The following is a 15,560-nucleotide window of genomic DNA, read 5'->3' on the forward strand; positions in this document are numbered from 1 at the left end:
TGCTACCCGATCTGGTTTCCGTTCGCTCAAGAGACTGATTTCCGTGAAGGTCAAACCGTTTCGGTTCTTTATTTTTGATTTTCAGTAAACAACAATGAAATGAATCGTTTTGTATTCCTGCTGACCGCAGTCGTTGCGGTTTTTCTGAGTTGCTGCGTGCGTCCGAAAGCATACTCGCCCGTTACGGGTCGAATCCATACCGTCCAGCTTGCTACTTCGCAGGCCCAGCTTGAGCGGGGTCGTTACCTCGCCAATCACGTAGCGGTTTGCATGGATTGCCATTCCAAACGCGATTATAACCGGCTGGCGGGACCAGTGCTGTCTGGAACGTTCGGTGGAGGAGGGGCGGAGTTTGGCAAAAATTACGGATTGCCCGGCACCTACTACGCCCCGAATATTACGCCTTTTGCGCTGAAAGACTGGACCGATACCGAGTTGCTGCTGGCCATAACAGCGGGAGTATCGAAAACGGGGAAACCGTTGTTTCCCCTGATGCCATACGCAAATTACGGACAGATGGCCGAACAGGATGCCACCGCGATTCTGGCCTATCTGCGAACACTCGAACCGGTAGAAAATACTGTGCCTGTCTCCAAAGCCACTGCCCCAATCAAACTGGCTCTGAAAATGATGCCGCACAAAGCCCGTTTACAACCCATGCCTGCGGAAAAGGAGGATGTTTCGTACGGAAAGTACCTGGTCACGATGGCGGGGTGCGCCGACTGCCACACGAAGCGCAGCATGGGCGGTTTAACGAAAAAAGCGGCTTTTGCGGGTGGAACCGAAATAAAGCTATCAGCCGGAACGCTCCGGACAGCCAACATTACGCCCGATGCCGAAACCGGAATTGGCTCCTGGACCAAAAATGATTTTATCCGTCGCTTCAAAACGTACGATCCGGCCACGTTCGATGCTCCTCAAACGGGCGACGGTTTTAATACGGTAATGCCGTGGTCGATGTACGCCGGAATGTCGGAACAGGATCTGGGGGCTATTTATGATTACCTGAAAACCGTTAAGCCCGTTCGGCGCAAAGTGGAGGTCTTTTCGCGTACCCACGGCGATTAACCAGTGGGTACGGAATCTTATTCGTAGCTAATTCGGCTGAGGATACTCCGGCCCAGCGTTACTTCGTCGGCGTATTCGAGGTCACCACCGATGGGTACCCCCCGGGCAATGGTTGAAATTTTAACCGGAAACGCCTTCAGCTTTTTCTGAAGGTAAAAGGCCGTTGTGTCACCTTCCATGGTGGGACTGAGCGCCAGAATGATTTCTTTGATTGTATCGCCGTCCTGATTACGCAGGCGTTCAATCAACGAATCGATTTTTAGATCGCTGGGGCCAACCCCTTCAATGGGCGAAATAATTCCTCCTAAAACGTGGTACATCCCTTTATACTGGGCGGTATTTTCGATCGCCAGCACGTCGCGGGTATCTTCTACAACGCAAAGTAGCGAACGATCGCGTTTATGGCTGGCGCAAATGCTGCAAAGGTCATTGTCGGAAAGGTTATGACATTTCCGACAATGCTTTACCTTCGACCGCATGGCCACGAGTGTATCGGCCAGACTCTGGGTTTGTTCCTCATCCCGCTTCAACAAATGCAGGACGAGTCGAAGGGCGGTTTTTTTTCCAATACCCGGCAATTTCGCCACTTCATTGACCGCGTCTTCAATTAATTTGGAAGGAAATTCCATGCAGGTTTATAATGATGAGTTATGAATTATGAATGATGCATAGGGATCCGCCCATTGTTCATCATTTATAATTCATCATTTTATTTTAAGACTTCGGCGGAAATACCCCGGCGGCATATTTCGTTTCGTTTCGGAACCAGTTCTTCCCACGACCCGTTTTTCACCCGACATTTTCCTTTATAATGAATGATGATCGTGCATTGTTCGGCCTGTTCGGGGGTGTGTTCACAAACATCGATCAGCGTGTCGATGACGTGATCGAATGTATTTACATCATCGTTGAACACCACCAGATTATAGAGTTCAGTATCAATGACTTCTTCCAATACTTCAACGTCGTTTTCTTCGAACGGTTGCATTACACGAATTTTCTTGTTTGATTAGCAAAGATATAACACAAAAAGAGGATGAAACGTCCACTTTCGTTTAAGTTTTTTCGGATCGACGGTTAATAGTCGAATTTTCGCGGTTGTTGATCGAATTTCGAATATTAACTTAGTTTTCATCGAAAAAACTTTATTAACTACTTCTCCGAAAAACGGAAGGTTTACGTCTGTTTGCAACCGAAAATTGTTTCAGTAATGTTTCAGTCGCTGGTACCCGTTTTTTCGGGGCGGTAAATCACATTCGCTTTGTCGGCGTACTGCTGCTTGAACCCGGAGGTGTACCGCTCGGTCGTGCCGATCTTCGAATGCTGGAGCGTGAGCTGAACCAGTCGAATGTCGCCGGTTGCATCCAGAACGTGCTCGGCAAACGTATGGCGTGCCGTGTGAATCGTCATCTTTTCGGAAGGGACTCCGATGTCTTCGGCGATCTTCTTCAGAAGCTTGTTGATGTAGCTGACCTGGGCGCTGGCTTTCTCCTTCAACAGATAGAACGGCATTTCCTTATGCTTCGCCTTCAGGAACGGAAACAGAAAGTCGTCCGGCTGTTTCCCTTCGGTGTACTGGAGCAGCATCGGTAGAATCCGGTCGTCAATGATTACCGTTTTGCCCTTCTCCGACTTGTCGGAAACAAACGAAAACCGGTACTGGTGCTTCGCTACGCCGTCCACCATTTGCCAGCCGCCGTGAAGCTGAGAAACGCGCGCCATGACAATATCACCACCCCGAATGCCGTGGAGGTAATACGAAGCCAGATAGATGTTTCTGACGTGGTAGGGAAGCTTGTCGGGGCGTAGCTCCAGTTCGCCCATGACCCGAAGTTCGGCGGTCGTCAGCCGGAGCCGGTTAGTCGGCACGGATGGCAACGACGTTCCCCGGAGCGGGTCCATGCTGTCGGGCAATTTATTCTGCACAATGAATTCCTGAATGTGCTGATGCAACCGGCGCAGGTACTCCGAAACCGTATTCCGGTGCATGCCTTCGGGGTTTCGTCGGGTCGGTCGGTTCAGCATCCACGTCTCAAGGCTTTCAATGGCCGACCGGGTTAAATCAGCCAAATTAAAATTGTCACGCCCCAGATAGCCGCGCACACACTTCAGAACGGCCTCCGTGTTCCGGGCGGTACCGTTCTGTTTCCGCGCTTTGTAGTGCGCCACCCGGCCAACCAGATAGGCATCGAACGAATCACTGTCGGCGTTTTCGATCCGCCTTTTGATTTGATCGACGGTATAGGGCTCGCCGATCTGAACGAGACTCTTGACGGCATTTTTCCCTTTTTCAAGGTAGGCCGCAATCATGCCGTTGGCGGTTTCGTGGCCGTTGTGGCCGCGCAGAATCCAGTTCTGTTTTTCCGCGCTGGCCTTTTCATTGAAGTATTTCCGGGAAACGTAAACACTCGTTCCGAAGTACTTATGCTTGCGTTGATAGGTAATACGAATCATGACCAGATGCAGACCGGCATCGTTGGCCTTGTCATTCAGAAAGGGAGTAAAAGTAACGTTTGCCATTCGTGATTATATCGGCCCGCCCAGCGACTGGGGAACCCGGAACATAATTTCAATATCCTGCTCGCGAACCTGAATGGTGCCACCCAGGCCGATGTTATAGGACCCTAATTCGAGAATGCCGGTTGTTCGTAGGTTGTTGCTCATAACCTTTTTCAGCAGTAGACTGGGAGCACCCTGAATCTTGATGGCGACCACCCCGGAGGTAATCAGGCCGTACTCTTCGGGTTTCAGCAACAACCCCAACACCTTGAACCCTGCCGGGAGTAACGGCTCCATGTGGTCACTGGCGACCACCTCCAGGCTGTAAGCTTTCTCAAATTCTTCCTCGCTTAGCATATCCTTAACTATATAAGTCGCAGAGTCGGGACGCAACGCCGGAGCGAAGTTCTGCCGTAACTCCGTAATCGCTTCAGCCGAGATTGACCGGCGCATTTCTGCTGTGATGGCGGGGATTCCGCGAAAGTCGGAGCGCTGCAACGGCTCTACCTTCGGCAGTTGAACCGAACTGTCACGATCCCGGCGCGTAGAACCGAATATTTCGGATTCTGTAATGTCCGGGCGAAGCAGCACCCGAAACGCGGCCAGCAGCGAATCGTATACGTTCCGGTGGAACCGTTCGCTGCCGAGGTAGTGGTATACCTGCGTCTTGGAAACCCCCAGCTGATCGGCAAGTCGTTTCTGCGGTATGTCGTTGCGCCGTAAAAAGTTACGGAGCCGTCTTCCTTCGTGCCGCTCACTGCTCGAAATCATATCGTCGGACAGTTTTACGGTTTGAGGAATCTCGTTGTCTGATTCATCCTGCAACCAGTCGATTGTTACACCATCGAGCGTTTTAGCAATCTTATTCAGCGTATCCAGCGAAATCGGCATTCCTTCCTCAATACGCCCCATCGTGCTGGGGGCAATATTTAGGAATTTCGCGAAACGATTTTTATTCATTTTCAGATGTTCGCGAAGAGACACGATTTTTTCATTAACGGTCATAAAGTCAATTAGGTTTTCTGTCATATGCATTTGTCGTTAATAATTATATTAATTTCCTTGCAAGTTATGGAGGGAATATTAATATTCGCAAATATTTTTATTAACGACAATGATAACTTAGCGAACGTTAATGTTTTTATGAAAAAAGTAGCGCAGAATTTTTTGCCACTGGGCAAGATTTTAGGTTTCGGCGTAATTGCTCAACAGGCGGGAGCGAGTTACCAGACGGTTTCGAAGTTCTGCCGGTCGGCCAACAACGAGAAGGCGGCAACGAAGCGCCGGATTTGCGAGGCCATGATTGCCCAGGGGGAACTATTACTCATTGAAATTCAAAACGAGATTAACGAGTTAAAGCAATGGCAGCAGGACTTTCTACCCAAGAATTAAGCACCGCACAGCCGGTTGTGATTGTGCCTTATGAATTGTTTCAGAGGCTTTTAGATCAGGTCGCGGCCCTCGAAAAGGATATTCAGGCAATCCGCACGGAGAATACCCCGCAGTGGCTCACCCGCTCGCAGGCCATGGACTATTTACAATGCGGCCCTACTAAGCTCTGGGCGCTGCACAAAGCAAACGAGATCGAACATTCGACGGTCGGCAGCAAACCGCGTTATAGTCTGCGGTCGTGCGAACGGTATCTACAGGACCGCTCCACCAGCAAAGACGAAATCCACCGCAGGCTCAATTTGTTAATATCATCGAAAAAAAATAGTTAATTTTGTTGCGCCATTGTTAATATTAATATTAACTTTGAAGGGTAATAAAAATACTGACCGCCATGAGACAGCCAGTATTAAGCAATACTCAAACAAAATATAACTATGACAAAGGTAGGCATTTCTCTAGACTCGCGCGAGTACACGGTTTTCTCGCTGCGTCGCGTTCGTGACCTGATCAAATACGCACTGAACGAAGCCAGCGCAGAAGGTATGGAGATCGACTCGGCAGACATTATTGAGTTTACCGACAAGTACGCCGAAATCGCAATTCTTTCCGAAGAAGGGGAGGCAGTCGGCGAGGGAATTGATAGAGCCGTCGTTCACTTCGGCCAGACCGACAAAGAGATTATAGGACGAATCATGGCCGGTTGCCGGACAGCATCGGGCGCTAACGAACGGGCGTTTCGCTCAACGGTTCGCCGGGCCGTACGGAGTTGTAACGAAGAACGCCCGGAGCACTCAGCAGCCGTAATTGAGGCTGCCGGCCGAATTATTCACGGCGCTTTTGCCCGCTCATAAAACACCTCACTGAGCCGCTAATCGGCGGCTCTCACTCACATTCCAAACTTCCTTACCAAGATGGCAACCATGCAATTAGACCGCGAATTGAAGGTCGGCGACCTGATCGAAATCAATCACCCTTCTTTTAACTACAAACGGGGCGTCGTTTGTGAGCTTTACCAGGACTACGAACAACGCGATAAATTCGGGGTGTCGCTCGTTCTGGAAGACTTTACCTTTACGGGCGACTGGACATTCGCTGAACAATGCCGGTGGATGCGGTACATTCGCCCAACGGGTTTGACGTACCACTACAAAAACGAACTGGAGCTGCGTTCGGATATTCGTCGCGGAGTGTTTAACACCTGCTTCAAGGACCCGGAATTTGAGAAGAAAAAGCCGTTCGTTGAGTTTATCGAAAACGTTCTCTTTCCGATCGGAATCCTGCTTTTCCTGTTGTTCACGCTGATTGCCTTCTGCTAAAATGGTCGTTAACGATAAGCCTTTCACGGAGCAGGACGCAATAGATAACCTGCTTTACATCTTCGCCGACGCGGAGGTTCTACTTGTTCAGCCGCGGCTGATCCGCCGAATAGATTCGCTCGACAGTCGGTATTACTACACGGTTGAGCACGGTATGGCGACATTCTACATTTCGACCACCTCGTTCATTAAGAAGGTCATGCCGACATCTCCGCACCTGATCGAGTGGATGAAAAAGCACGGCGAAAAAGCGGATATCCTGCGTGATGAAGCCGCCGACTTCGGAACGCTCATGCACATCTGCTTTGCGGATTACCACCTGAAGGGATTCGATTTCAGCAAAACAACCATTGTTGTTACTGATTACCTGAAAAGCTTGGGATACCAGCTAAAACAGGCCTTAATCGGTGCCTGGGCGAAGCGACTAAACAAAGCAATTGCCAGCTACGCGACGTTTTGCGAAGAGTTCGATATTCAGCCGGTGTTGATCGAAGGAATGTTGGCCAGCGACGAACTCGGAATTGCGGGGTGTCTTGATCTGGTGGCCTATGCGACCGTGAAAGGTGTTCGGAAGCTGGTTAACATCGACTTCAAAAGCGGAGGCATTCACGATTCAGCTAAGTTTCAGCTCGCCATCAATCAGATCCTTTTCGAGGAAAACTTCCCGCATCTGGAAATTGACGAATGCTGGTCGTGGGCGCCGAAGGATTTTAAAGACTCACCAACGTACACGCTGGTCAACCAGTCGAAGAAGAACGTATATACACCAGCGTTGATTGATCATTTCCTTGCCATCTACAACGCACTCTACAAGGGCGAGCTAGAAAACAAGTTAGTTCATCACTTCGACGGAACGATTCGCCCGGGCCGATCAATCGCCGACCACCACCGGGTTTTAGGCATGTCCGATGCCGTAGCCGTCTAATCTCAATTCCATGAAATCCGAACAAACAGACCTCTTTCCGAGATCGGAAAAGCCCACAGTTGTGCCTAAAATCGGAGACATCCACTGGGCATGGACCCGCAATGAGTGGATCGGCTGCAAAATCTACCGCTTCACCGATTCGGGCAAATCCTTCTACTGCTACAACGCCGAGAAGCAGTACGGCAGCTTCCGGGCGATTCCGATCAAAGACTTCCGGCCAGAGCCGAAACATCCAGAACCCCAAAAATTCTAAAGCCATGAGAATTAATCAAGAAGCATTACAGGCACAGGCTAAGACAGACGCAGTAGCACCCGCAAAAAAGCGCACATTGACCGAAGTAGGGCGCATTTCAAACGGCGAGAAAGACCCAGAGCGAGGTTTTCCGCGCTCGACGGATTACTTCATCGTTCGGAGTCGATTCGCGCAAAGAGTAACGGGGTTGTACGGTGAAAAGCCGACCGAACTGCCGATCTTCTTCTATTCGGACGACTTCAACGAGGTATGTTCCGAACGGCTCGAAATCCGTAACGAGCAAGGCAAGCTGTACGGGTACGGCGACGGCGCTACATTCTACATCTGGAACGTCCGGAAAGGTGACTACACGCAAGTAACGACGGCAGAGCGGCCCGATATTATGGCCGCGACGGAAGAGTTCTTAAAATTGAACTTATCGGCTCGGCAGGCCGAAGCCATCAAATGGACGCAGGTGCTGACGATTCGGTTTGTGATCAAAGACATTCCAGTACTGGGCTACTGGCAGTTTACTACCAAAGGCAGCAAAACCAGCATTCCAAACCTGCGGGATATGTTCGACAACTGCCTTCAGACACTTGGTTCGATCCGGTTCTTTCCGCTTCTGTTGACGATCAAGAAGGTCAAATCGAACAATCCGGGGGCCGTGAAGCACTATCCGGTTGTTGACCTGATCCCGCAATTCTCGCTCGAAACCGGCCTGAAAATCTCCGAATACCTGCAACAGCACCCCGAAGTCAATCAGGCCAGGCTAGCGTTGTCAGACCTCTCAAAAGGCACTGGATTGCTCCTGGGCGATGGAACTGAATAGCACCATAGCGGGGGTTGACAGACACGACAAATACCACATTCTCACGCTGCATGCCGACAAGGATCAAACTCTAAAAATAGTCCGTCCGTGGTGTAGCTTGATCTCGTGGAAAGAGCGACAGCTGCCAACGCATAAAGAAAGCAATCAGATGGAGACGCTACTTGAAAAGGCCAGCTCACACCGGGATTTAATCTTTCAAATTTCAAACAATCAACTCAAACAAAATGACGACAACTGAAACAACAATCGACACCTCCGTACTGGTTATTATCAGCAGCCGGGTACTTTCCAACGTTCTGACCGAACTAAAGGCCGTCAAAGCCAGAAATCCGGTTGTTCCGATTCTGGACGACATCTTCTTTATCGTCGGAGAAGCAGATACGGTTACCATTTCGGCGATGGACTTGCAAAACCATTTAGCCATTACGGTTGCGGCCATGACCGACCCCGCCGATGCCGGAAAGAAGTTCCTGATCAACTTCAACTACTTGAATAAAGTAGTAAAAAGCCTGCCAGAACAGCCGATCTCATTGATTATCAAGAACAATCAATTGCAAATCGAGGCACAGCGCGGCAAGTACTTCGTTTACAACCTGAACAACCCAGCGGATTACCCCAAAATTCCAGAACCGAAGGAGGGGGAATTGTCTATTCCAGGGCCGGGCAGATCGGAAAAAGTTGGGCTTTCTTTTAACGCGCAGGATTTGCGTCGAATGCTTGAAATCGCCATTCCGTTCACCACGACGGACGATCTGCGGCCCGCTATGTGCGGAGTGTATATCGGAGCAACCGAGAATAAGCTACAGGTCGTTGCGACTGATGGGCACCGGCTGACCAAACTGGAGGGTGATTATGATGGTAAACCGTTCGGTGTCATTGTGCCGCGAAAAGCCGGAAAACTACTCGCGTCGGTCATTAAGTCGCTAACGATGTGCTACATTGAGTTTCACAAGAATGTGGCCGTGCTCGATACTGGCATGAAACGCCTTGTGTTTCGACTTACGGATGAGCGTTATCCTGACTTCAACAATGCCATTCCGGCGCTGAACCTTTCGACTGCCCGAATTGAGCGAACCGAGTTAATCTATGCGCTCACTCAGGCAACAACCTTCTCCGATTCGGGCAGCATGAATCAGGTGCTTTTCACTTTTTCAACCGATCCCTTGCTCATTATTAGCAGCTCAAACCAGCATATGGGCTATCAGGTCGAGGAATATTTCGAGTACGAGGCGACCGGGGATTTACCTACTCAAATGGCCTTCAATGGGAGGTTTCTATTATCAACCATCAAGGCAATTCGTAGCAAATACATTCAGTTTGATTTGATCCGGAGCAATAGTGCTGCTGTTGTTCGTCCGGTCGAAAAATCCGGTGAAGCATCCGAAAATGAGCTTTATCTGACAATGCCTATTTGTATTTAGACCGGCGTCGAAGCCAGTCTATTAATTCCAGTGCATCATCCGCCGTTTTCCGCACTTTGATAGCTGCACTGAGTTTCAAGCTTTCCGACTAATTCCACATCGATAATTCTTCAACTCTTTTTTAATCACACGTTTTATGAACTTAATCGACCTTCTTAAAAAGAGTCAACTTGAATTGACTCATCTCAATTCTTCCAACGCTGTTTTGATGCGTGACATTAGCCGTGTGTTGACCTCGTACAATTCTGGCGATAAGTACGTCATGTGTATCGACAAGGGCGACGGGCAGTACAATGACGGCCTTACCATCGGGAAAATCTATAAGGTGACTCGCGAAACCGAAACTCAGTTTGCAGTTGGCGACAACTACGCCCGAATCATCCATCATCCGAAAGGCTTATTTCTTGCAGTTTAACAACCGTCCCTTTCTCTATTAGGATACGCTTTTGCCGTATTGGTCACATTTTTTCACAAATATTTTTCACACGTTTTATGGAAACCATATCTAGTCAAGAACCCGAACTTCCCCCAGAGACACGATTCTTCCTAACCTCCTTCGCTCATCCTTCTGGATTTGGCTGTTTTACGACCATGAATGTTCTCGGCAAATTTCCACGACGGACATTTTTACAGGAGCATGCAACAGATGGGCAACTCTACCGACCGAATCAGGTAGTAATTCTGAATATCATGGAATTGTCTAAGGCAGACTACAATTCCTATTCATCTAATCCAGAAAATTAATCGTCCGAAAATGGTAGCACATCACATCCAACGTCAGACAGATCGTCTGTATTTTGAAATTCAGCGACTTCAAATTAAAGTGGCAGGGGGCGAACGTCTTGACGCATACAACGATTTTGAGACACTTATCGGAATCAGAAATAGTTTGGTCTTCCTCAAAGATTTGGTTGCGGAAAACGATTTTGAGCCTACCGACTGCGACATCGCGGTAAGCGAGGAAGGCAATCTATGTCCCGTTCCTAAAACAGTAAACTAATCGTCCGAAAACAAAAAAGCCCGGTATAAGCTACCGGGCCAACGACGCTGCCATTTACGTTTCCATCACAAAAATATCAAATTCAAATCACAAAAACGTCTGAAAAATAGATGTATAATTTTTCAACGTATATAGAACTTTTCAGACGTATAATATGACAAATTCAGTAAATAGCTTGTCTGAAAACAAAAAAGTCAGCATTTCGGCTGACCCTTTGCGGCCAGACTCCCCTGACCTGTGCCTTGCAAGGCGTCGCAAAAATAGGAGAAGAAATCAAATTGACAATTTACCATCTAACAATCGTCCGAATCATGACAATAGCTAGTAAACGACGAAAGATGTATAAGGCCATCGACGCTATGCTTGAACAGATGAAGGTAACTGAGCTTAACAAGCAACCGAAAAACAAACTCAAGGAAAAGGAGCGAATCAACAATCAACGAAAAAGAAGTAAATAAACCGTCCGAAAAACAACATGGGAGCAGTACATCATACTGAGCTTACCGACGTAAGCAAACTGACCAGAAAAGACATTATTCCCTTCTATGTCGATTTGATCTGGCGTGGCACCGATTCCGAGGTGGTCCGAATTAACAACCTAATCCTAACGAAATGGAGTCCAAGTGGCCTTATTTGGATCAAAGAAAAGGCATGGAAAATTGTCGAGAAGCACCAATCTAAATAACGTCCGAAAATGGCAACTAAGAAAGATCGCGAAATGATTTTCAGCAAGTTCGGCGGCAAGTGCGCGTACTGCGGTTGTGACTTGCCGAAAAACTGGCACGTGGACGAGCTATTACCCTGTGTGCGAAATCACCGCTACGACCGCAAGAAGGGGAAATTTGTCCACGACGGCACATTCAGGCACCCTGAACGGCTGAATATCGATAATCAGATGCCAGCCTGCCCATCCTGCAACATCAATAAGCACAGCATGAGCCTTGAAGATTTTCGTCGGCTGATTAGCGGCTTTCTCACCTCCCTGAATCGGGATTCAACACAGTACAAAATCGCAAAGCGGTACGGTTTTATTCAGGAAATTGAAAAGCCGGTTATATTCTACTTCGAACAGTTTCAATCAAGTAACTAATCGTCCGAAATGGAAACTGAAAACAAAAACACCGAAACCCAAAAGGTGAACTCATGCCCGGAATTTCCATATTTCGGCGCATCATACCCAGACGCAACCTGTATCGATGGATGGCTCTGGGACTTAGACCATTGTGACAATAACGGCAACCTGTACGGTGGTGGTGAAGAGCCCTGCCCGTTCTGCAACACCGAAGCGTTCATTGAGCAGAACGAGGATGAAGAAAATACCCGCGAATCGCTTCTGGAGTACATCGAAAAGCTACGGGTTCGATACGACAATCCAAGAAACTAATCGTCCGAATGAAATGGGAAACCAAAAACCGTTCTGGCTATCAATCAAGCCGAAGAATAAATGCTTGTTTAGTCGAAGGAATGGATACATAGGCAAGTTTATTTTCGGCTATTCGGTTTGTCTGCGACTTTTTAACATCACCATCATTTGATAAAACCCTTTAGATACAGATGAAAATAACATTAAGTGATCTAAAAGAGCTTCGTGCTTACTTCGGAGTGCATGATACGACAATGCAAGAGCATATGCTGTACGCAGTTGCAGATAAGCTAGTTAACAAGTTCGAAGAGGTTGAGGATCGAATTGAAGAGCTAAGAACAGAACTCGCCGAAGCTCCACACAATTCGTTTGCACAGGGGCAATTGTCCGGCGAACTAGATTCGCTAAACTGGCTCTTAGATAGAGAACACTAAAAACAAAAACTTCCGAAAATGGAATCAACAGAGCACGTAATTGTAAGCATAAATGATGGGGTTGCCTACGATGTTCGAACGAAATCCTATACCATCCGAGACTACTACTCTTATGTAGGTGATAAAGAAACTCTATGCGACTACGTTGTTGGAATCCTTGATGAATCTGAAGAATATGAAGCCATTCTAAATGATGACGGAACTCTAACCATTCTCAATTAATTCAACGAGTCATTTCATAGCTATGAACCCGTATTCTAACAATCGTATGATATTCATTCAGAAAGGTCAAAAAGCCAGCCAGGTCTACATTCACAATGGAAGTGACGAGGAAAGGCCAGAAAACGAAAAAAAAGTAGTTGTAATTGCGGTTGCAGCTTGGGGAAGCTCTACAATAGAGTTCTCAAAAGAACAAGCTCAGGAATTGGTACAAAAATTAAATAGAGTTATCGAGGAAATGTAGTGTTTTTAACATACAAAAAAGCCCAGTCTACAGCTGGGCTTTTTTGTTCGGCTTTGGATGGGCCAATTTTATGGATTGGGAATTTCAATTCCGGGCGGTACGATTCAAAAACTTCTACAATGAAGCGAGAAAAGTCGAAAAAACATCAATTCGAAAAATATTTTTCTAAAATTATAAGATATGTCTTGCATTATAAAGATATGTCTTATATATTTGTTCATCGGTTAAGCGACCGAACGAGTTGGCAGACTCGTAACGCAAAACCTCTAACGCTGCGCTATCGGCAAAACGGGCTATCCCATGAAATTTACAACTTACTTCTCATCGCATCCGGGCTATGCCATTGAATTGCCCTCAGAAAACCCAGGCATAAACTTTATTGATCGAGTTCGGAGTGAATTAGAGGTGCCTAGTCTATCGGCTGATGTTGTATCGGGCTACATCTCAGGCACTAACTGTGACGCTGACCTTTCTTTAGAAGAAAGTACGGCTCGCGATTCCGGTCATTATTCCGAAAAATCTTCCACCCATGTCAAGGTTCCCAGAGGCTTTTTGAACCAGTTCGTAAAGGTTGAACTTAATACTGTTCGAGACCCCGCAACGGGGGCTATTAATACAGTTAATGGGGTTCAAAAATTGAACAAACAGGCCGTGATAGATGCCTGGGCTGAAGCTGGCTACCCTTTGAGATGGGGATTTGAGGAAACTTCTCAAGATTCTTAAAAAGAGTTGCCCCGGTCGCTGGCAGGCTTCCGGGGCAATAACATGACCGCAAAACCTCTAAATTTTACAATCACCATGAGCAAAGGTATTCTTTTTCTTGATACTGCGCCCGAAATCAATCTCTTCTAATGGAAACGGCATTCTTAGATTATTTTCGTCAGCGCGTTGATGCTATGCAAAACGGAACCATCCTGATCAAAAGAACCGGAAAGCGGTATAGTACCCGGACTCGGGACAGCTACTGGACGGCCTTAAAATGGCTAACGGCCTATCAGCGTTCAACTCAGGTCGTTTTCCCCTCCGACATGGACGAGGCTTGGTTTGATATATTCAAGGGCTATTTGACCCGTCAGGAGTTACGACACAATACGATTTGCACATGCATTAATCGTATCAAATCAATCCTTCGGGCGCAATGCAAAGCCGATAAAATACCCTTCCCAGCTGATGAAGTTCAGATTGCGGAAGAGCTAACTACAAAGGTCTACAACACTGTAGAGGAATTAAAACAGTTGGAGGCAGTTGAGCTTAATAATCGTGCTCTGGAACGAGTTAGGGATGGATACCTGATCCAGTCCGATACCGGTCTGCGCTATAGCGATTTAAGGCGCGTATTAGCCCAGGCCTCTAATTACATCCATGAGGTCGATCAAAGGAAGTTTTTCAGGGTGCGAATGCAAAAAACCGGCGACGAAGTTGTTATTCCGATTTCTGGACGGGCTCAAAAAATTCTGAGTCAGCGTAAATGGAAACTTCAATTGCCTAGTATCCAATACTTCAACCGCCATATCAAGGCTATTGCCGAGGCAGCAAAATTGACAGAGAATGTCGTGGTGAATTTTACGAAGCTAGGGAAACTCCAGCACGAGGAAAAGAAAAAGTGTGAGCTAATGAGTTCACATACCGCTAGACGGTCATTCGCGACGAACGCTTTTTTGGCTGGTTTGCCAGCCATGAAAATTAGACGCATCACCGGGCATCGCACCGAAGAATCATTTTTACGGTACATTCGGGCGAACGGCCTGGAGTCGGCAATTACAATTTCTGATCACCCATTTTTTCGATAAATGCTTATGTTTGTAAGACATAGCAGATAAGCCTAAATTATGACCCCTGAACAGAAGTACAAAATCATTCGGATGCGTCACGAAATCTCAGAGGACGATATGGCCAACTGGTTTGGCTATAAAAACACGACTTCGTTTCGAAACGCAAAACAGGGGAGAAGCCGACTGATTGCGGGGGTGGTAAAGCTTTATGAAAAGCTAAACGGAGAAATAGTGTAGTGAAACTACAACGCAAGAAAATACGACCACCTGAAGGCTTTCACGTTGCACTAATCATGCTCGCCGGAATCGCTCTGGTGGTCGTTCTTATCAAGTTTCTGGGCGGTCACTAGCTACCGCTTCCCCCGAATTTCGGTTACGGTACCGTCCGGCGACGTATCTTTCATCATAATCTCTGTCGCGGTGATCGTGCCGTAATCCGTGCCGTCCTGAATCAGACTGAAGGTATTCGACGTATTCGATGCTGATTTCAGCTCAAGCGTACCTACCTCAATTGTTTCGCTCTCGGTCGGGTCTTTCAGCGTGATCACAAGATCAATGTGATTGTCATCAATACGAGTCGAAACAAACTCGCCGGAATAGCCTTGCGAGGGCAGGTTGATCTCTAACGGCCCCTCTTTGTAATACGTCATCGCGTATTTGCCCGATACGATCTGCGCCGGATTCGTAACGAGGCCGGGTGCGTCTTCTTTCTTACATCCAGCAAACGAAGCGGCCAGAACGAGAACTACGAATATCTTTTTCATAAGGGTATAGTCGTCCAACGTCAAAACTACGAATAAGTAAATCCGCAGGAGAAATAACCTGCAAATTTTTCTTGTCGAA

24 protein-coding genes are annotated in these 15,560 nt (G+C 47.5%); 19 read left to right on the forward strand and 5 right to left on the reverse strand.

The features are described 5' to 3' along the window. The first annotated feature begins 99 nt into the window (after positions 1–99). A complete protein-coding gene (locus tag ACYVH9_RS22285; RefSeq protein WP_460638620.1) occupies positions 100–1,068 on the forward strand; it encodes a cytochrome C in 969 nt (322 codons plus the stop codon). A gap of 17 nt (positions 1,069–1,085) precedes the next feature. Here ACYVH9_RS22285 and recR read toward each other — a convergent pair whose 3' ends face one another. From recR to ACYVH9_RS22305, 4 genes are all read right to left on the reverse strand, one after another. Then, positions 1,086–1,697 carry a recombination mediator RecR gene (gene recR / locus ACYVH9_RS22290; RefSeq protein WP_460638621.1) on the reverse strand — a complete coding sequence of 204 codons (612 nt, stop codon included), beginning with the start codon at positions 1,695–1,697 and terminating at the stop codon, positions 1,086–1,088. An 80-nt stretch (positions 1,698–1,777) separates the two neighbouring features. Then, positions 1,778–2,056 carry an ATP-dependent Clp protease adaptor ClpS gene (locus tag ACYVH9_RS22295; protein WP_460638622.1) on the reverse strand — a complete coding sequence of 93 codons (279 nt, stop codon included), beginning with the start codon at positions 2,054–2,056 and terminating at the stop codon, positions 1,778–1,780. Between the two features lie 227 nt (positions 2,057–2,283). After that, positions 2,284–3,588 carry a tyrosine-type recombinase/integrase gene (locus ACYVH9_RS22300; RefSeq protein WP_460638623.1) on the reverse strand — a complete coding sequence of 435 codons (1,305 nt, stop codon included), beginning with the start codon at positions 3,586–3,588 and terminating at the stop codon, positions 2,284–2,286. 6 nt (positions 3,589–3,594) lie between these two features. Next, positions 3,595–4,596, reverse strand: coding sequence for a helix-turn-helix domain-containing protein (locus ACYVH9_RS22305; protein ID WP_460638624.1), 1,002 nt, complete (start codon positions 4,594–4,596; stop codon positions 3,595–3,597). Positions 4,597–4,710: 114 nt separating this feature from the next. Here ACYVH9_RS22305 and ACYVH9_RS22310 point away from each other — a divergent pair, with 114 nt between their 5' ends. The 18 genes from ACYVH9_RS22310 (at position 4,711) to ACYVH9_RS22395 (ending at position 14,954) form a co-directional block, all read left to right on the forward strand. Next, on the forward strand, positions 4,711–4,959 hold the full coding sequence (locus ACYVH9_RS22310) for a hypothetical protein (protein WP_460638625.1): 249 nt from the start codon (positions 4,711–4,713) through the stop codon (positions 4,957–4,959). Further along, complete coding sequence (locus ACYVH9_RS22315) at positions 4,929–5,288, forward strand: hypothetical protein (RefSeq protein WP_460638626.1); 360 nt, start codon at positions 4,929–4,931, stop codon at positions 5,286–5,288. The genes ACYVH9_RS22310 and ACYVH9_RS22315 overlap by 31 nt, the downstream gene beginning before the upstream one ends. Positions 5,289–5,393: 105 nt before the next feature. Then, positions 5,394–5,810 (forward strand): hypothetical protein, encoded by a 417-nt coding sequence (locus ACYVH9_RS22320; RefSeq protein WP_460638627.1) that lies wholly within the window; start codon positions 5,394–5,396, stop codon positions 5,808–5,810. A gap of 60 nt (positions 5,811–5,870) precedes the next feature. Continuing rightward, a complete protein-coding gene (locus ACYVH9_RS22325) occupies positions 5,871–6,275 on the forward strand; it encodes a hypothetical protein (protein WP_460638628.1) in 405 nt (134 codons plus the stop codon). 1 nt (position 6,276) lies between these two features. Further along, a complete protein-coding gene (locus tag ACYVH9_RS22330; RefSeq protein WP_460638629.1) occupies positions 6,277–7,200 on the forward strand; it encodes a hypothetical protein in 924 nt (307 codons plus the stop codon). A gap of 10 nt (positions 7,201–7,210) precedes the next feature. Further along, a complete protein-coding gene (locus ACYVH9_RS22335; RefSeq protein ID WP_460638630.1) occupies positions 7,211–7,453 on the forward strand; it encodes a hypothetical protein in 243 nt (80 codons plus the stop codon). Between the two features lie 4 nt (positions 7,454–7,457). Then, a complete protein-coding gene (locus tag ACYVH9_RS22340; protein ID WP_460638631.1) occupies positions 7,458–8,264 on the forward strand; it encodes a recombination directionality factor in 807 nt (268 codons plus the stop codon). Between the two features lie 224 nt (positions 8,265–8,488). After that, positions 8,489–9,685, forward strand: coding sequence for a DNA polymerase III subunit beta (gene dnaN / locus ACYVH9_RS22345; protein ID WP_460638632.1), 1,197 nt, complete (start codon positions 8,489–8,491; stop codon positions 9,683–9,685). A 136-nt stretch (positions 9,686–9,821) separates the two neighbouring features. Then, positions 9,822–10,100: a hypothetical protein gene (locus ACYVH9_RS22350; protein ID WP_460638633.1), complete on the forward strand. Its 279-nt coding sequence runs from the start codon at positions 9,822–9,824 to the stop codon at positions 10,098–10,100. A 339-nt stretch (positions 10,101–10,439) separates the two neighbouring features. Further along, on the forward strand, positions 10,440–10,685 hold the full coding sequence (locus ACYVH9_RS22355; RefSeq protein ID WP_460638634.1) for a hypothetical protein: 246 nt from the start codon (positions 10,440–10,442) through the stop codon (positions 10,683–10,685). Between the two features lie 694 nt (positions 10,686–11,379). Beyond that, the gene (locus tag ACYVH9_RS22360) at positions 11,380–11,775 is read left to right on the forward strand and encodes a hypothetical protein (protein WP_460638635.1); all 396 of its coding nucleotides are present in this window, start codon (positions 11,380–11,382) and stop codon (positions 11,773–11,775) included. A gap of 9 nt (positions 11,776–11,784) precedes the next feature. After that, positions 11,785–12,069 carry a hypothetical protein gene (locus tag ACYVH9_RS22365; protein WP_460638636.1) on the forward strand — a complete coding sequence of 95 codons (285 nt, stop codon included), beginning with the start codon at positions 11,785–11,787 and terminating at the stop codon, positions 12,067–12,069. A 170-nt stretch (positions 12,070–12,239) separates the two neighbouring features. Next, complete coding sequence (locus ACYVH9_RS22370) at positions 12,240–12,482, forward strand: hypothetical protein (RefSeq protein WP_460638637.1); 243 nt, start codon at positions 12,240–12,242, stop codon at positions 12,480–12,482. 18 nt (positions 12,483–12,500) lie between these two features. After that, positions 12,501–12,704 (forward strand): hypothetical protein, encoded by a 204-nt coding sequence (locus tag ACYVH9_RS22375; protein WP_460638638.1) that lies wholly within the window; start codon positions 12,501–12,503, stop codon positions 12,702–12,704. A 46-nt stretch (positions 12,705–12,750) separates the two neighbouring features. Next, entirely contained in the window at positions 12,751–12,945 is a 195-nt protein-coding gene (locus tag ACYVH9_RS22380; protein ID WP_460638639.1) for a hypothetical protein, read from the forward strand. Between the two features lie 300 nt (positions 12,946–13,245). Continuing rightward, positions 13,246–13,668: a hypothetical protein gene (locus tag ACYVH9_RS22385; protein ID WP_460638640.1), complete on the forward strand. Its 423-nt coding sequence runs from the start codon at positions 13,246–13,248 to the stop codon at positions 13,666–13,668. Positions 13,669–13,796: 128 nt separating this feature from the next. Further along, complete coding sequence (locus ACYVH9_RS22390) at positions 13,797–14,735, forward strand: tyrosine-type recombinase/integrase (RefSeq protein ID WP_460638641.1); 939 nt, start codon at positions 13,797–13,799, stop codon at positions 14,733–14,735. Between the two features lie 39 nt (positions 14,736–14,774). After that, positions 14,775–14,954: a hypothetical protein gene (locus tag ACYVH9_RS22395; protein ID WP_460638642.1), complete on the forward strand. Its 180-nt coding sequence runs from the start codon at positions 14,775–14,777 to the stop codon at positions 14,952–14,954. Between the two features lie 113 nt (positions 14,955–15,067). Here ACYVH9_RS22395 and ACYVH9_RS22400 read toward each other — a convergent pair whose 3' ends face one another. Next, entirely contained in the window at positions 15,068–15,481 is a 414-nt protein-coding gene (locus ACYVH9_RS22400; RefSeq protein WP_460638643.1) for a hypothetical protein, read from the reverse strand. Positions 15,482–15,560: the final 79 nt, after the last annotated feature.

The organism is Larkinella harenae (assembly GCF_054780515.1).

What these genes read in the sequence shown, in the direction of transcription:
- ACYVH9_RS22285 (WP_460638620.1), top strand. Translation starts at nt 100, where the DNA reads ATGAATCGTTTTGTATTCCTGCTGACCGCAGTCGTTGCGGTTTTTCTG.
- recR (WP_460638621.1), bottom strand. Translation starts at nt 1,697, where the DNA reads ATGGAATTTCCTTCCAAATTAATTGAAGACGCGGTCAATGAAGTGGCG.
- ACYVH9_RS22295 (WP_460638622.1), bottom strand. Translation starts at nt 2,056, where the DNA reads ATGCAACCGTTCGAAGAAAACGACGTTGAAGTATTGGAAGAAGTCATT.
- ACYVH9_RS22300 (WP_460638623.1), bottom strand. Translation starts at nt 3,588, where the DNA reads ATGGCAAACGTTACTTTTACTCCCTTTCTGAATGACAAGGCCAACGAT.
- ACYVH9_RS22305 (WP_460638624.1), bottom strand. Translation starts at nt 4,596, where the DNA reads ATGACAGAAAACCTAATTGACTTTATGACCGTTAATGAAAAAATCGTG.
- ACYVH9_RS22310 (WP_460638625.1), top strand. Translation starts at nt 4,711, where the DNA reads ATGAAAAAAGTAGCGCAGAATTTTTTGCCACTGGGCAAGATTTTAGGT.
- ACYVH9_RS22315 (WP_460638626.1), top strand. Translation starts at nt 4,929, where the DNA reads ATGGCAGCAGGACTTTCTACCCAAGAATTAAGCACCGCACAGCCGGTT.
- ACYVH9_RS22320 (WP_460638627.1), top strand. Translation starts at nt 5,394, where the DNA reads ATGACAAAGGTAGGCATTTCTCTAGACTCGCGCGAGTACACGGTTTTC.
- ACYVH9_RS22325 (WP_460638628.1), top strand. Translation starts at nt 5,871, where the DNA reads ATGGCAACCATGCAATTAGACCGCGAATTGAAGGTCGGCGACCTGATC.
- ACYVH9_RS22330 (WP_460638629.1), top strand. Translation starts at nt 6,277, where the DNA reads ATGGTCGTTAACGATAAGCCTTTCACGGAGCAGGACGCAATAGATAAC.
- ACYVH9_RS22335 (WP_460638630.1), top strand. Translation starts at nt 7,211, where the DNA reads ATGAAATCCGAACAAACAGACCTCTTTCCGAGATCGGAAAAGCCCACA.
- ACYVH9_RS22340 (WP_460638631.1), top strand. Translation starts at nt 7,458, where the DNA reads ATGAGAATTAATCAAGAAGCATTACAGGCACAGGCTAAGACAGACGCA.
- dnaN (WP_460638632.1), top strand. Translation starts at nt 8,489, where the DNA reads ATGACGACAACTGAAACAACAATCGACACCTCCGTACTGGTTATTATC.
- ACYVH9_RS22350 (WP_460638633.1), top strand. Translation starts at nt 9,822, where the DNA reads ATGAACTTAATCGACCTTCTTAAAAAGAGTCAACTTGAATTGACTCAT.
- ACYVH9_RS22355 (WP_460638634.1), top strand. Translation starts at nt 10,440, where the DNA reads ATGGTAGCACATCACATCCAACGTCAGACAGATCGTCTGTATTTTGAA.
- ACYVH9_RS22360 (WP_460638635.1), top strand. Translation starts at nt 11,380, where the DNA reads ATGGCAACTAAGAAAGATCGCGAAATGATTTTCAGCAAGTTCGGCGGC.
- ACYVH9_RS22365 (WP_460638636.1), top strand. Translation starts at nt 11,785, where the DNA reads ATGGAAACTGAAAACAAAAACACCGAAACCCAAAAGGTGAACTCATGC.
- ACYVH9_RS22370 (WP_460638637.1), top strand. Translation starts at nt 12,240, where the DNA reads ATGAAAATAACATTAAGTGATCTAAAAGAGCTTCGTGCTTACTTCGGA.
- ACYVH9_RS22375 (WP_460638638.1), top strand. Translation starts at nt 12,501, where the DNA reads ATGGAATCAACAGAGCACGTAATTGTAAGCATAAATGATGGGGTTGCC.
- ACYVH9_RS22380 (WP_460638639.1), top strand. Translation starts at nt 12,751, where the DNA reads ATGATATTCATTCAGAAAGGTCAAAAAGCCAGCCAGGTCTACATTCAC.
- ACYVH9_RS22385 (WP_460638640.1), top strand. Translation starts at nt 13,246, where the DNA reads ATGAAATTTACAACTTACTTCTCATCGCATCCGGGCTATGCCATTGAA.
- ACYVH9_RS22390 (WP_460638641.1), top strand. Translation starts at nt 13,797, where the DNA reads ATGGAAACGGCATTCTTAGATTATTTTCGTCAGCGCGTTGATGCTATG.
- ACYVH9_RS22395 (WP_460638642.1), top strand. Translation starts at nt 14,775, where the DNA reads ATGACCCCTGAACAGAAGTACAAAATCATTCGGATGCGTCACGAAATC.
- ACYVH9_RS22400 (WP_460638643.1), bottom strand. Translation starts at nt 15,481, where the DNA reads ATGAAAAAGATATTCGTAGTTCTCGTTCTGGCCGCTTCGTTTGCTGGA.